Genomic DNA, 15167 nt, shown 5'->3' on the forward strand with positions numbered 1-15167 from the left:
GGCAGTTGCACTGTCCGAATCGCAGGGTTAAGCGAAATTCATGATGCCATCCGTGCGTATTTCCCCGTCGATCCTCTCCGCTGACTTCGCGCGCCTGGGCGAGGAGGTCCGCGCCGTTGACGAGGCGGGTGCCGACTGGATCCATGTCGATGTGATGGACGGGCATTTCGTGCCCAACATCACCATCGGCCCGATGGTCGTGAAGGCGCTGCGGCCGCATACCCAGAAGCCGCTCGACGTGCATCTGATGATCTCGCCGGTGGACAGCTTTCTCGATGCGTTTGCGGAGGCCGGCGCGGATATCCTGACCGTGCATCCCGAGGCCGGGCCGCACATTCACCGCACCGTGCAGCGCATCAAGGCGCTGGGCAAGAAGGCGGGCGTTTCGCTCAATCCCGGCACGCCGGCCAAGATGCTGGACTATCTGCTCGAGGATCTCGATCTGGTCCTGATCATGAGCGTGAACCCCGGCTTTGGCGGCCAGAGCTTCATCGACAGCCAGCTTCGCAAGATCGAGGCCGTGCGCAAGGCCATCGACAAGACCGGCAAGGAGATCGCTCTGGAAGTGGATGGCGGCGTGGACGCCGTTACCGCGTCGCGCGTGATTGCGGCGGGGGCCGATGTGCTGGTGGCGGGCACCGCGACCTTCCGGGGTGGCCCGGCATCCTATGCCGACAACATCCGGATGCTGAGGGGCGGATGAGCGCCCGGCCGCTCCCCACGCCTACGCCGCCCCCGGAACCGCCGGTGGAAGACGGTATTGAGCGGGGCAAGCGGCTGATTCGCGTCTCGGACGATCGGGGTGTGTCGCTGACCGAGCGGCTGGCCAATCACTTCTACCGCCTCAGTTGGGCGACGCCGTTCCACAATATGCGGCTCAAGGGCAAATATCCGCTCAAGCTGCTCGCCGTGCCGGATGACGGCATTCCGGGCGACGCGCGGGCGGGCAAGGCGCTGCGGGCGGGCTATTTCCTGTTTCGCGGGCTCAAGCAGCCCGTGGCCACGCTGGACTGGCGCCGCATCGAGCAGCCGGCGGAGTTCGTGGATTATCTCCACAGTTTCCGCTGGATGCGCGATCTGGCGGCCGCCACCACGCGGGACAATGCGGTGCCCGTCGCCGAGGCGCAGATGCGGGCCTGGCTGACCGCCCATGCCGAAAAGCCGACCGACCCTGCCTGGCGTGCCGATAATGCCGGATGGCGTATCCTGTACTGGACGGCCTATTCGCCGCTGATCCTCTCGAGCAACGATCTCGTCTACCGCAGCCTGGTGCTCAACAGCATCGCGCGCACGGCGCGTCATCTCGATCGGGGCGCGGACAAGGCGCCGCTCGGCCTGCCGCGCGTGATTGCCTGGACCGGCATCGTTGCGGCCGGCCTGCTGCTGCCCGGTGGCGATCCGCGACGGATATTTGGCGAGGCCGGGCTGCGGCGTGCGCTGGAGACGGGCTTTTCGAGCGATGGCGGCATCATTTCCCGCTCGCCGCTGGAGCAGGTCGAGGCGATCACGCTGCTGGCGATGCTGCGCGCCGTCTATGACGTCCGCCGCGCCGACCTGCCGGCCTGGCTGGCTGAAACGATGGAGCGCATCGTCGCGGCCCTGCTCGGCATATTGCATGGCGATGGCGCGCCCGGAAGCTGGCAGGGCGGGGCGCCGCTCGATCCCGCACGGATTACCGCTATCGTCGCGGCCTCCGGCATTCGCGCCCGGCCGCTGCGGCAGGCACGCGACTGGGGCTATCAGCGGCTGAGCGGCGGCACGACTGTCGTTCAGGTCGATGCGGCCCCGCCGCCGGTGGCTCGGCTGGCCTCCAATGGCTGCGCCTCGACGACAGCGCTGGAAGTGTCGGATGGGCCGGTGCGGCTCATCGTCAATTGCGGCGGCGCGGCACTGGCGGGCGCTTCTCTCCCGGCTGATCTGACCCAGGGTCTGCGCACAACGGCGGCGCATTCGACGCTGGTCCTGGACGATACCAATTCCACCGCGATCCTCCCCGATGGCGCGCTCGGCAAGGGCGTGAGCGAAGTCGAGCTGGATCGGCAGGAGCATGAGCAGGGCAGCCGGCTCGAAATTGCGCATGATGGCTATGCGCGGCGCCTTGGCCATTTGCATCGGCGCACGCTGGTTCTCACGCATGAAGGGCGGGAGCTGCGCGGCGAGGACGTGCTGCTGCCCGGTAGCCGCCGCCGCAAGCCGGTCAGCTGCCCGCTCGCCATCCGCTTCCATCTCGGCCCGGATATCGAGCCGACGTTGACCGCTGACCGGCAGGGCGCGCTCTTGCGCTTGCCCAGCGGTGCCTTGTGGCAGTTCCGGGTCGGCGCTGGGGAACTTGCAGTGGAAGAAAGCCTCTGGGTGGACGGCGAAGGCAGGCCCCACCCCACGCAGCAACTCGTGGTGAGCGCCACCACGGGGCCGGGCGGAACAAGCATCGGCTGGCTGCTCAAGAAATCGGGATAAGGACAAGACAGATGCAGGATGTGACGATCCGGCGGGCACTCCTTTCGGTGTCCGACAAGACCGGGCTATTCGAGCTGAGCGCCGCGCTGGCGCGCCATGGCGTGGAGCTGGTTTCCACCGGCGGCACGGCCAAGGCGCTGCGCGAGGCGGGGCTTGAGGTGCAGGATATTTCGGACCTCACCGGTTTTCCCGAGATGATGGACGGGCGCGTCAAGACGCTGCACCCCAAGGTCCATGGCGGCCTGCTCGCGGTGCGCGACAATGCCGAACATGTCGCAGCGATGGAGGCGCATGAGATCGGCGCGATCGATCTCGTCGTGGTCAATCTCTATCCCTTCGCCGCCACCGTCGCCAAGGGCGCGGACCGCGACGAGGTGATCGAGAATATCGATATTGGCGGTCCCTCGATGGTCCGCTCGGCGGCCAAGAACCACGCCAGCGTGACGATCCTGACCGATCCGGCCGATTATGCGCGCCTGATCGAGGAGATGGACGAGAAGGGCGGCGCGACCAGCTATGATTTCCGGCGCCTCTGCGCCGCCAAGGCCTATGCCGCGACGGCGGAATATGACGCCATGATCGCAAGCTGGTTCGCCACGGTGGATCAGGGCGAGCCGTTCGCGCCCCGCATGGCGGTGCCGCTGCGGCTCGGCCAGTCGCTGCGTTATGGCGAAAACCCGCACCAGCAGGCCGCGCTGTATCTGCCGGCCTTCGCGCCCCAGGGCGGCCTTGCCGATCACCGGCAGGTGCAGGGCAAGGAGCTGAGCTACAATAATCTGGCCGATGCCGATGCGGCGATGGAGCTGGTCAGCGAGTTCCGCGACGGGCCGCCCACGGTGGTCATCATCAAGCACGCCAATCCCTGCGGCGTTGCCACCGGCGAGACGCTGATCGACGCCTATCGCGCCGCCTTCCAATGCGACACAGTGTCGGCCTTTGGCGGCATCATTGCAGTCAACCGGCCGCTCGACGGGCCGACGGCCGAAGCGATCACCGAGATCTTCACCGAAGTCGTCTGCGCGCCGGATGCCGATGATGCCGCACGCGCCGTGTTCGCGAAGAAGAAGAATCTGCGGCTCATCCTCACCGGCCCGCTGCCCGATCCGGCACGCGCGGGCATGACGATGAAGTCCATTGCGGGCGGCATGCTGGTGCAGACGCGCGACAATGGCCGCATCAGCCGCGATGACCTCAAGGTGGTGACCAAGCGGGCGCCGACCGATCAGGAACTGGCCGACTGCCTGTTTGCCTGGACCGTCGCCAAGCATGTCCGCTCCAATGCCATCGTCTATGCCAAGGATGGCGTGACCGCGGGCATCGGTGCCGGGCAGATGAACCGGCGCGATTCCTCCCGCATCGCGGCCATCCGCGCGCGCGAGGCGGCCGAGGCGGCGGGCTGGAGCGAGCCGCGCACTGTCGGCAGCGCCGTGGCGTCCGATGCCTTCTTCCCCTTCCCCGATGGCCTGCTCGCAGCGGCCGAGGCTGGCGCACGCGCGGTGATCCAGCCGGGCGGATCGCTGGGCGACGACGCGGTGATCGCGGCGGCGGACGAAGCCGGTCTGGCGATGGTCTTCACCGGGATGCGGCACTTCCGCCACTAAGCTGTGCCGGCAGAAGTAGGCATGCAGCCGGAGCGGGCCTCGGTCCGCCCGGTTCTGCGCGCCGGCGGGTTGATGCCGGCCGCCGCGATGTGACATGATGCGGCTTCGCCCGCCTTGCCACTGCCCGGATCGATGCTCTTGTTTCTTCAGCCTGTCCCCGTCCTGCGCCTCAACCTCATCTTCCTCGCTCTTTTCTCCCTGCTGCTGGTTGCGCTGCCCGGGCCGTTGCTTGCGCAAAGCGCGAGCAAGCCGACGCCGGGCTTCATCCGCGTGCGGCTGGAGACGGACATGGGCAACATCGTGCTCGCTTTGAACGCCCGGCGCGCGCCCAAGACAGTCGCCAATTTCATGATTTATGTGGATGACGGCCGGCTGGACGGGACGAGCTTCTACCGCGCCTTCCGCCGCAAGAACGATCCCAAGTCGGGCTTCGTCCAGGGCGGCATCGATACCGAGGCGCGGCGGGTCTACTTCCCCACCGTGGAGCTGGAGCCGACCGACCAGACTGGCCTCAAGCATCTGGATGGCACCATTTCCATGGCGCGCCACAAGGAGCCGAATTCGGGCACCGGCAACTTCTCCATTCAGGTCGGCGCCAATCCCACGCTCGATGCAAGGCCGGGCTATGCCGGCTATGCCGCCTTCGGCCAGGTGGTCGCGGGCATGGATGTGGTCAAGCGCATCATGGCGCGCGACACCTGCTGCGGGCGCGGCGTGATGTTCGGCCAGATGATCAAGGACCGCGTCACGATCAAGCGCGCCGTGCGGCTCGATGGCACGCCCAAGCCGAGCGGCGTGGTGAAGCCCTGGCTGGTGAGCCCGCGCGGCGCGGTTCGCTAGCGGCTGAGCAGCGTCCGGGCCTGTCCGGTCAGTTCCGCGACCATGGCGGCGGAAGGCGCAGGGGCCTGCCGGGCGCGCGCAATGAAGTCCGTGAACTTCTCCACCGCAACCTTGTTCTCCGCGAGCCAGCGATCGAGATGCTCCTCGCTCGTCTTCGCGCCGGCGCGGGCCAGGAAGCCGAGCCGCATCTGCTGCAATTCCCGCGCGCTGCCGGCAACCAGCAAGCGTTCCCACGGGTCGCTCGGCGTCATCTGGGCGGCGAGGGCCTGAAGCCAGTCGATGCCGAGCAGGCTGCCCAGCCGCGTGAAGGCGGCGGCAACGCTCAGCGCGTCCTGCGACCCCTTCTGCGCGAGCATGGCAAGGCCGATGGCGCCATCCATTTTCACCAGCATCACGGTCCGTTCGGCCAGCGCATCCGGCACGCCGAGGCTGGTGAGCATGGCTCTCATGGCTTCGGCGGCCTTGAGCGGCTCGGGCTGCAGCAGGCTGTCGACCTTGGTCTTGAGCGTGTCGATGGCGCCATCGAGCATCGCCATCGCTTTGTGCGGCGCGATGCCAGTCGGCAAGGAGCGGTGCGCATCGCCGATATGGCCTGCCATCGCATTGGCGACGCTGCGGTAGAGGGCGAGCCGCGCCTGCTCGGAGAGATCGGCGCTGTCGATATCGTCCCAGAGCTGCCGCACGCCGAACAGACGCTCGGCGATCACGAAGGCATGGGCAATTTCATCGAGCGAGCAACTGGCTTCCTCGGTGAGGGCAAAGGGCAGGATCACGCCGAGGCGATTGACGATGCGGTTGGCGATCTTGGTGGCAATGATCTCGTCGCGCAGCTGGTGGGCGGCAATCGCATCCCCCTCGCGCTGCTGCATCAGGGGTGGGAAGGCGCCGATCAGGTCGCTTTCCAGCGCGGGATCGCGGGCAAGGTCGCTCTTCTCGATGGCGTCCTGCAGCGTCAGCTTCGCGGTCGAGAACAGCACGGCCAGCTCCGGCCTTGTCAGCCCCAACCCGTCACCGGCGCGGCGCATCAGTTCCTCATCCGGGGCAAGACCCTCCACCTTGCGGTCGAGATGCCCGCCATCCTCCAGCGTGTGGATCAGGTGGACATAGGAGGCGAGGTCCGCGCTCCCGCCCTGCTCCGCGATGGAGAGGCCGAGCGCCTGCAGGCGATTGTCTTCCAGAACGATGGCGGCGACCTCATCGGTCATGGCCCGCAGCAGATCGTTGCGCGCCTCCTGCGCAAGCCGCCCTTCGGCGACCTCCTTGTTGAGCGCGATCTTGATGTTCACTTCATTATCGGAGCAATCGACGCCCGCGCTATTGTCGATGAAGTCGGTGTTGATCCGCCCGCCCTTGAGCGCATAGGCGATGCGCCCGGCCTGGGTGACGCCCAGATTGGCGCCCTCACCGATTACCTTGGCGCGCACGTCCTCGCCATCCACGCGCAGACGGTCGTTTGCGGTGTCGCCGACCTCGGCGTTGTTCTGGTTGGCGGCCTTGATGTAGGTGCCGATGCCGCCGAACCAGAGCAGATCGGTCTCCGCGCGCAGCAGCGCCGAAATCAGCGCCGCCGGCTCCATGGCCGTCTGGTCGGTGCCGACCAGCGCCTGCATCTGCGGGCTGAGCGGGATGCTCTTTTCGCTGCGGGCGAACACGCCGCCGCCTTCGCTGATCAGGCTTGCCTTGTAATCCGCCCAGCTTGAGCGCGGCAGCTTGAACAGGCGCTGGCGCTCCTTCCAGCTGGCGGATGCATCGGGGTCGGGATCGATGAAGATATGGCGGTGGTCGAACGCCGCGACCAGGCGGATGCTCTTGCTGAGCAGCATGCCGTTGCCGAACACGTCGCCGGACATGTCGCCCACGCCGATCACCCGCACCGGGTCCTTCTGCACGTCGACGCCCATTTCCGCGAAATGGCGCTGCACGCTGATCCACGCTCCGCGCGCGGTGATGCCCATCGCCTTGTGGTCATAGCCGTTGGAGCCGCCGCTAGCGAAGGCATCGCCCAGCCAGAAATCATGATCGATGGCGATGGCATTGGCGACGTCCGAGAAACTCGCCGTGCCCTTGTCGGCCGCCACCACGAAATAGGGGTCGGCGCCGTCGCGGATGACCATGCCCTTTGGGTGCACGGTCTTGCCCTTGACGATATTGTCGGTGACGGAGAGCAGCGCCCGGATGAACACGCGGTAGCTCTCGGTGCCTTCGGCCAGCCACGCATCGCGGTCGCTCGCCGGGTTGGGCAGCATCTTGGGGTAGAAGCCGCCTTTGGCGCCGGTCGGCACGATGACCGCATTCTTGACCCGCTGGGCTTTCATCAGCCCCAATATCTCGGTGCGGAAGTCATCGCGCCGGTCGGACCAGCGCAGCCCGCCGCGGGCGATGCGCCCGGTGCGCAGGTGGATGCCTTCCACGCGCGGCGAATAGACCCAGATCTCGCGCCAGGGCAGCGGTTTAGGCAGGCCGGGCACCAGCGCGCTGTCCAGCTTGAAAGCCAGCGCCTCCTGCGCGGCCGGGGTGAAGGCGTTTGTCCGCAGCGTCGCGTTGACCACGGCACGATAGAGCCGCAGGATGCGGTCTTCGTCGAGGCCTTTGACGCCTTCGAGCGCAGTGTCGATGGCGGCATTGATCGTCGCGGCGTCATCGGCATCCTTGCCGCGCGCGGGATCGTGCAGCGCAAAGAACAGGTCCACGATCTGGCGGGCGATATGCGCCTCGCGCCGCAGTGTTTCGACGACGGTCAAAAGGCCGTAGGCAAGGCCGGTCTGGCGCAGATAGCGGAAGATGGCGCGCAGGAAGACGATGTCGCGCGGCCCCAGCTGCGCCGTGACGATCAGTTCGGCAAAGCGATCATTCTCCGCCCGGCCCTCCAGCACGGCATCGAGCGCCTCGCTGACAATTGCCGCGCGGTCGAGCACCTCGGCCGCCGGGCCGCCATCCTGCCGCTCCAGGGTGAAGCGCTGGATATGACCGAGCGACCCCTCCGTCCCCGCGCTGGTGCTGCGCTCCTCCAGCACCCGGAAGCCGAAATTCTCGAACGCCGGCACCGCTTCGGACAGAACGAGCGGTTCAAGCGAATAGATCTTCACCCGCAGCTGGTGGTCGCCATCCTGCGCGATGCGGTAGAAGCGCACGCTGCGATCATCGGGGCCGGTGAGTTGGTGCAGCGCCAGCACGTCCCGGGCGGCTTCGTCCGGCCCGGCGCTTTCCCGGTAGGACATCGGGAAGGTCGGCGCGTAGCGCTGGGCGAGCACGGCGGCGCGTGAACTTTCGCCCAGTTCGATGAGGCCCTGTTCCACGGCTGGCGTCCAGCCGCGCAGCAGTTGCGCGATCTGCAGGTCCAGCGCCTCGGCATCGGGCACCTGTCCTTCATCACGCAGGTCGAAGGTGAAGCGCACCAGCGCCAGACCGCTCTCTTCCAGCGCGATGGACCAGCCGAGCAGGCTGGCGTGCGCCGCCGAGGCGATCAGCGCGGAGATACCTTCGCGACGGCTGGTCGAGAGGTCGTCGCGCATCATCCAGACGAAGGCGAAGAGGTGCCGGCCCAGCACATCGCTCACCAGCTCCAGCTTGGGGCGGGGCCGGTCGGCCAGCGACATGGCGGTGAGCGTGATGCGGTCCCGGTCCTGCGCGCTGAACGCCAGCATCAGGTCGTGCGGCAGGGCGGTGAGGGCGTGCACCAGCGATTTGCCGGCATGACCGGAGGGATTGTAGCCGAACCGCGCCATCAATCCCGAAAGCGTGTCGCGCAGGATGGGCACATCCTCCGGCGCGGTGGCGAGCGCTGCGCTCGTCCACAGACCGGCATGGATGGAAATGGCGGTGATCTTGCCCTCTTCCCGCACCGGCACGAGGAACAGGTCGATCAGCACATGGCGATGGACCTTCGCCATCATGTTGGATTTGAGGATCAGCGGCCCGGCATGGCCAGATTCGAACCAGGCCAGGGCCGCAGCGGCGGACTGGTCCGAAAGCACGGGGCTTTCGGCGGCCCGGCAAATGCCCTTGCGCCGGCTTGGCTGGGCATTCGGCGTCCAAAGCTCGTGCCCCAATTGGGTGAGATTGCCCTTGAGCAGCCAGCGTAGAAAGTCGCCGCCTTCGCCCGCACCCAGGCGATTGGCATCGGCATTGAGCGCATCGATCATCGCCCGCCAGTCGCTCACCGCCGCGCGGACGTGGCACAGGGTTTCCTCCAGCGCCCGACAAAGCTCCCGCCGACCGCGCGCGTCGATGCGGTCGGTCTCGATATAAATCAGCGATTCGCGGACGGCGCCGTCCTCATCGCCAATGGCCAGCAACCCGCCGTCCTCGTTACGCCGCACCGGGAGAATCGGGTGGGCGAGCACGTGGATCACCAGATCGGCCTGGCTCAGGCAATTGCCGATGCTGTCGACAAGAAAGGGCATGTCGGCGTTGATGATGGCGATGCGCTGCCGCCGGCTCGCGGCGCCGGCACTGCGCTCATCGGTCAGGCTGTCGATGAGGATGGCGCTCTCGCCATCCCTGCGCATTGCGGCGGCTTCCAGCACGAAGCGCGCCGCCTCGTCCCATTGGTCCGGTTGGGGCGATTGCTGCTCGCTTTCGAGCACGCCCTTGGCCAGTGCCTCCGCGATGGCTGCCGTCAGCGCGTCGTCGCGATTGGTCTTGATGGTCATGGACATCCTCTTCCACTTGTGCCGGCCCTTGTCTGCCTAACGCACATCTGTGGAAGCAGTGTCGGGCCTGTGTGGTTAAACCCCGCCGGCAGGGTCCGCAACCGGACCATTGCTCGGCCTGCTTATGCTCCGCGCCGGCTTAGGACGCCGGAAGTGCCTTGGCGGCTTTCGTCAGAACCCGTTCGGCAAGCTGGTCGGCGCCGTCGAGCGCTGCGACCATCGCAAGCGAGCCATCGGCCTCTCGCCGCATGATCACCACGGCCAGCCCTTCGCCGTCCACGACCAGTTGATCGGCGGGGAGGGCGGGGGCCTGCTTCAGCACCCTGCGGGAGCGCGCGATGGCCTTGTGCGGCTGTTTGGGAGCTTCGTTGCGGCGCGCCGCGCGGACCTGCGCCACCACGCCCTTGAGGCCGCCCACCGTGGCATGAAGATGCGCGATCAGGGCGCCCGGCTGCATCCGCGCGTCGAGCGCGAACTGGATGGCGCAGACGAACTCGGCCAGGCGCGTCTTGTCATAATGCGTGCCGAAGACCAGCTTCACCAGCGCCGTCAGCGGGCTGCGGGGCTGCACGGCTATGCCGGAGTCGGCGAGCAGCGCGGCATAATCCTCCGGCCGGGCGGCGGCGACCTGCGCCAGCGCATGCGCGAGCCCGACCGCGCGGTAGAGCGCGTGGCGTGTCCGCCCCTCTTGGGCATGGGCGGCCATGGCGGCATCGCGCGCCAGGGCCAGCATGTCGGCCAGCGCCGTATCCTGGTCCGGCAGGGTGATCGTCTCGCTGGTCAGGTCCAGCGCATCGTCGGTCGGCACGTCTTCGGCGAAATCGGTCACGGACGCAGCCGCGATCGTCTGCGCGGAGGGGCCATCGGCCCAGATGGCGGTGGCGTCGGTCGTCCTCACACGCACCGGCGCGGCGGCCTCGGCCTGCGCGATGATGCTTTCGGTCAGCGCGTCCGTCGCGACCTCCTTCCAGTTGATCACGCCATAGACGAAGTCGATCGCGTCATCGCGGGTCGAGAAGGGCATCATGATGCCGCGATACATGACCTCGACGCCACGCTGGTTGGTGAACTCCGCCTCGAACCCGATCGGTGCGGCGTTGGCCACGATCTGCAGATAATGGTCGGTCAGGCGGGAGAGCAATGTGCGCGCCGGAACCTGGCTGGCCCGGCGCACGGAGGTGTCGATATCGCACTGCGCGGCCAGAGCAGGACCGATGAAGGCAATGGTCGGATCCTCGACGCCCGCCGTGAAGTCCAGCAGCACGCTGTGCGAGCCGAAATCCTGCAGTTCCTCGGGATTGAGATCCTCGATGCTCGGCAGCGACCGGTCGCGCAGCAGCGAAGACCAGTAATTATAGGCGCGGATGTGCATGCGCCGCTCGTCGAAGCGGACGAGCGGAGGGGCATCCATGGCTTCGTCCAGCGTGGTGACCGCGTCGGCCTGGCTGTGATGTACGTCCATTCGAGGATTCGCCTGTGGTCGCGTGCAACGGGCGAACCCTGCGCCATGAAGGGTAAAGGCCCGGTAAAGGCACCAAATATCGCCGCCGGCCCGCGCGATACCACAGGCGAAAACGCGATCGGCGCTTGCCATGCCCGGCACACGCTGATAAGCGCCCCGCCTGCATGATCGTGTGCCGCACTGGACACGCATCATGATGATCGCCGGTTTGCCGGCGAGCCGGAGCCGCTTTAGCTCAGCCGGTAGAGCATCGCATTCGTAATGCGAGGGTCAGGTGTTCGAGTCACCTAAGCGGCACCATTTTTCCCAACGGGTGATATCCCCAGCTAATCGCCACGCATCTGGGTCTGGCGACAGTCCGCTTGACTTGCTGGAAAATGTTCCTGAAATGTTCTCATCTCAAGGTGGAGGTGGGGCGAATGATCGAGTTATCAGAGGACGGATGGCGACATGCCCTTTCGGCATCGTTGCGCACGGGCAAAGTGCCTTCGTTGCGGGGACACGGCGATAGAGTGTAAGTTCAATCCTTGGCATGATCCGGAAGATGGCTGGTTCACTTTTGCCGGATCAGGACATTATTATGGCGGAGAACGGCCTAGGCCAGCGTCTTGTACGCCAGGCGGCTCTTGGCAAAGTTTCCGCGTTACGCCGTCTGCGCGGAACCGTCCCTCGCCCACCTCATGAGCCGCCGCAGATCGGCTGGGTTAAGGAAAACCTCGGTCGCGGAACGCTGGCGAAGCGATATAATGATGCCGCGACGGGCGCGCGGCCCGGTCAGGCGCCCACGTTGATGCGGACGATGCCGGATGGCTCGAGAAGACCGGTCAAGTTCGATGGCTTGCAGGGTGAATATGTGATCGACCGAAAGTTCAGGGTCGTGAACCGCCCCAGGGCGCGTGCCCAGTTATTGCGGCAGTCGGAAGCACTAGCGCATAATCGCGCCACTGGAACTTGGGAAGTGCCCAACGAAGCCGAGCGAATCGCTGCGCTCAAGCTGTTTAAAGAGATGAAGATCACGAACATCAAGGTGAGGGTGGTGAAGCCATGAGTGTGCTAGGGGTGGCGCGGATCATCGCTGATTTCATATTGTTTCTCGATCTCACCGATGATGAGGTTCTTGATCCTGATGCAGCTGTCCTCATGATGGAGGATATGGCGGCGAGGCTTCAAGATTTGGACAAAGCTTTCCTTAGAGAGCTGGTCGACGCATTTCCTGTGATCGCCTCAGAATATAGCGGCGAGGCCCAAAAATTGGTGCTCGACATACCCTATAGCTTCTACCTTGAGGAAACACTTGCTGCGGGCGACCCGGTGAGGCTGGCCGAACTGGAAGCGCTCCGCGACGCGAGGGATTGAACGTCCGGTTTTAGGGCGGGTTGCGCGTCACCTATGCCGACGGCTTTGTGCTTCATCGCGTGCTGAAGGGTGGCTTCCGCAGTTTGGCCTTGCCGGCGAGCGCGACCAACCACGCGAGCGATGTCAGCTTTAGGGGCAGGGTCTCAGATGTGCCGGCAAACCGGGCGATCACCAGCTATTGCGCCAGTCAGAGGCTCTAGCGCATAATCGCTCTATCGGAACTTGGGAGGTTCCAAATGAAGATCAGCGTATTGCTGCGCTCAAGCTGTTTAAAAAAATGAAGATAACCAACATCAAGGTAAGGGTGGTCAAGCCATGATTGTTGAACAGATCGCCAGAATCATCGCAGATTTTTTCCTGTTCTTGAATACGACTGATGAGGAATTGTTAGATCTTGATGTGTCCGTCCTCATGATGGAGGATATGGCAGCGAGGCTTCAAGATTTGGACAAAGCTTTCCTTCGAGAGCTGGTCGATGCATTTCCTGTGATCGCCTCAGAATATAGCGGCGAGGCCCACAAATTGGTGCTCGACATACCCAATAGCTTCTACCTTGAGGAAACGCTTGCCGCCGGCGATCCGGTGAGGCTGGCCGAACTGGAAGCGCTCCGCGACGCGAGGGACTGAACGTCCGATTTTAGGCGGCGGTCGTGTCACGCACCTTTCGAAGCCGCCCTATGACGCGCGTCAATAGAAACTTCTCGGTGATTTGAGTGCCCATCTTTGTCGTCTGTGGCACCATTTTTTCCTTAACGGCGGGTCTTGTGCGGTCGTCCCGGTCTGGCGGCTGCTTCGACTGCCTTGCCTTTTGAGCGCTTGCCCTCCCCGAAGCGGTACGCCGCTCCCAACCCGCTTGCTAAGCGCCTGTCCGGCTGGCAGGTTCGGCGGCACTCTATTCGACTGGGTGTTGGGGGAACGCGACGGACATGAGCCTGCATCAATCGCCTGCGCGCTATTCGCTTGCCGCGATTATTCTGCACTGGTTGCTTGCCGCTTTGCTGCTCTTTCAGGTGTCGCTGGGATGGCGCCTGGAGGATCTGGCCGGCCTGCCGCAGTTCGCGGCCTATCAGCTTCACAAGACGATCGGCATCAGCATCCTGCTGCTCAGCGTGGCGCGCCTGGTGATCCGACTGCTGGTGCCCCGGCCCCGTCCGCTTAACACGAGCCTGCTGCTCGCCGCCCTCGCCGGCGGTGTCCATGCCCTGTTCTATGTGGTGATGATCCTCGGACCGCTCACGGGCTGGATCATCGTCTCGACCTCGGCGATCAAGGTGCCGACATTGCTGTTCGGCGTCATTCCATGGCCGCATCTGCCTGTGAGCGCTGCCCTGCACGACCCGGCGGAAGCCGTGCACAGCCTGCTTGGTTGGCTCCTGGCCGGGCTGGTGATCCTGCATGTCGCGGGAGCGCTGCGGCACCACTTTTTGCGCAAGGATATTCTTGGCCGCATCGTGCCTAGCGCCTTGGGCAGACGGGGCGCGCTCAATGTGGTGGCGGGTCTCGCGATCGCGGGCGCGCTAACGGCCTTTGCACTGGCCTGGGTGCTGCCGTTCGGCGGCAAGGCCCCGGCGCAAGCGGGAGCCGGTCTTGCGGGCTCAAACGTGGCGGTCGCGGATAACGCGGGTGACCCTGCCGTCAACGCCAGCAATGCAGCCGAAGATGCTTTGGCGGTCAAGCAGGCAGCGGCGCCTGCCGATGAGCCAGCCAAGGATGAGGCGCAAAAGGCCGCCGCTTGGACGGTGCAGCGCGGCGGCACGCTCAATTTCCGCACGGCCTATTCCGGCTCCGACATCGAAGGCGGCTTTGCACGCTGGGATGCCGACATTTTGTTCAGCCCGGATGATCTGCCCCGTTCGCGCATCGCCGTGACGGTCGATCTGGCGTCGGTCGACAGCGCTGACAGCCAGCGCGACGACATGCTGCGCGGCGACGAGTTCTTCGGCGTGGCGGCGCATCCGCGCGCGACCTTCCGGGCATCGCGCATCACGCATCGCGATGGCAATCGCTACCGCGCAGCGGGCACGCTTTCGCTCAACGGGCAACAAAAGCCAGTGACGCTCGATTTCACGCTGGATATCGACGGAACGGTTGCGCGCGCCCGCGGCTCCACGCGCATCGACCGCACGGCCTTCGGCGTTGGAACCGGAGAATGGTCCGACACCGGTACGATTCCCGACGCCGTGACGATCAGCTTCAATTTTCAGGCAAAGCGGGCGGAGTAAGCGGGAGTAGGACGTGCGCGGGTCGCGCTTGCGCGGCCCCTTACTTCTTCTTGCCGAAGTCTACCGTCACCACGTTGGAGCCGTCTTCGGCCTGTGCGACCGGCGTATCGTTTTCCGCCATCTCCATGGTTTCGACGGCCTCGCCGCTCTCCATCACCTGGAATTCCAGCGAGAAGTTGACGGCCGGGTCCACGAAGAAGCGCAGCGCTGCGAACGGGATCACCAGATGCGCGGGCACCTGATTGAAGGTGAGGCCGACCTCGAAGCTGGTATCGGTAACCTTGAGATCCCAGAATTTATGCTGCAGCACGATGGTCATCTCGTCCGGGAAGCGCTCCGCCAGCCAGGTGGGAATGCTCACCCCCGGCGCCTGCGTCTTGAACGTGATGTAGAAATGATGATTGCCCGGCAGGACGCCCGTCAGCGCAATATCCTGCAAAACGCGCCCCGGAATCGCACGCAGCGCCTCCTGCACGATTTCGTCATAGGGAATCAGGCTGTCTGCTGGCTCTTCCGTCATGGCCACAGTCCTAGCGCGGGGGGCTCGCCGGTCAAGCACAGAGCGTTACAGCCGTTA

11 protein-coding genes and 1 tRNA gene are annotated in these 15167 nt (G+C 65.4%); 9 read left to right on the top strand and 3 right to left on the bottom strand.

The genetic code is table 11. The annotated features are described in order from the left end of the window. The first annotated feature begins 40 nt into the window (after positions 1-40). The 4 genes from rpe to M2343_RS13870 all read left to right on the top strand — a co-directional run bounded on the left by rpe (position 41) and on the right by M2343_RS13870 (position 4898). A complete protein-coding gene (rpe, locus tag M2343_RS13855) occupies positions 41-703 on the top strand; it encodes a ribulose-phosphate 3-epimerase (protein ID WP_264577104.1) in 663 nt (220 codons plus the stop codon). After that, complete coding sequence (locus M2343_RS13860; RefSeq protein WP_181561169.1) at positions 700-2457, top strand: heparinase II/III family protein; 1758 nt, start codon at positions 700-702, stop codon at positions 2455-2457. The genes rpe and M2343_RS13860 overlap by 4 nt, the downstream gene beginning before the upstream one ends. Before the next feature lie 11 nt (positions 2458-2468). Next, positions 2469-4058 (top strand): bifunctional phosphoribosylaminoimidazolecarboxamide formyltransferase/IMP cyclohydrolase, encoded by a 1590-nt coding sequence (gene purH / locus M2343_RS13865; RefSeq protein ID WP_264577105.1) that lies wholly within the window; start codon positions 2469-2471, stop codon positions 4056-4058. 132 nt (positions 4059-4190) lie between these two features. Then, on the top strand, positions 4191-4898 hold the full coding sequence (locus tag M2343_RS13870) for a peptidylprolyl isomerase (protein WP_264577106.1): 708 nt from the start codon (positions 4191-4193) through the stop codon (positions 4896-4898). On the opposite strand, the gene M2343_RS13875 is transcribed toward M2343_RS13870, so the two are convergent. Together M2343_RS13875 and M2343_RS13880 are read right to left on the bottom strand one after the other, a co-directional pair. Then, entirely contained in the window at positions 4895-9550 is a 4656-nt protein-coding gene (locus M2343_RS13875; protein ID WP_413716027.1) for an NAD-glutamate dehydrogenase, read from the bottom strand. The two genes, M2343_RS13870 and M2343_RS13875, sit on opposite strands and share 4 nt — an antisense overlap. A 139-nt stretch (positions 9551-9689) precedes the next feature. Next, a complete protein-coding gene (locus M2343_RS13880) occupies positions 9690-11012 on the bottom strand; it encodes a hypothetical protein (protein WP_264577108.1) in 1323 nt (440 codons plus the stop codon). A 224-nt stretch (positions 11013-11236) separates the two neighbouring features. Between M2343_RS13880 and M2343_RS13885 the strand changes: the two genes are divergently transcribed. The 5 genes from M2343_RS13885 to M2343_RS13905 all read left to right on the top strand — a co-directional run bounded on the left by M2343_RS13885 (position 11237) and on the right by M2343_RS13905 (position 14590). Next, positions 11237-11312, top strand: a tRNA-Thr gene (locus M2343_RS13885). 244 nt (positions 11313-11556) lie between these two features. Beyond that, positions 11557-12060: a hypothetical protein gene (locus M2343_RS13890; protein WP_264577109.1), complete on the top strand. Its 504-nt coding sequence runs from the start codon at positions 11557-11559 to the stop codon at positions 12058-12060. Between the two features lie 11 nt (positions 12061-12071). Further along, positions 12072-12368 carry a hypothetical protein gene (locus M2343_RS13895; RefSeq protein WP_264573913.1) on the top strand — a complete coding sequence of 99 codons (297 nt, stop codon included), beginning with the start codon at positions 12072-12074 and terminating at the stop codon, positions 12366-12368. A 315-nt stretch (positions 12369-12683) separates the two neighbouring features. Beyond that, positions 12684-12995 carry a hypothetical protein gene (locus tag M2343_RS13900; protein ID WP_264577110.1) on the top strand — a complete coding sequence of 104 codons (312 nt, stop codon included), beginning with the start codon at positions 12684-12686 and terminating at the stop codon, positions 12993-12995. A gap of 299 nt (positions 12996-13294) precedes the next feature. After that, positions 13295-14590, top strand: a complete 1296-nt coding sequence (locus M2343_RS13905; protein ID WP_264577111.1) for a YceI family protein — start codon at positions 13295-13297, stop codon at positions 14588-14590. 40 nt (positions 14591-14630) lie between these two features. On the opposite strand, the gene M2343_RS13910 is transcribed toward M2343_RS13905, so the two are convergent. Then, entirely contained in the window at positions 14631-15110 is a 480-nt protein-coding gene (locus M2343_RS13910) for an SspB family protein (protein ID WP_181561177.1), read from the bottom strand. Between the last annotated feature and the right edge of the window lie 57 nt (positions 15111-15167).

It is taken from the genome of Sphingobium sp. B8D3B (assembly GCF_025961875.1).
GTDB lineage: Bacteria > Pseudomonadota > Alphaproteobacteria > Sphingomonadales > Sphingomonadaceae > Sphingobium.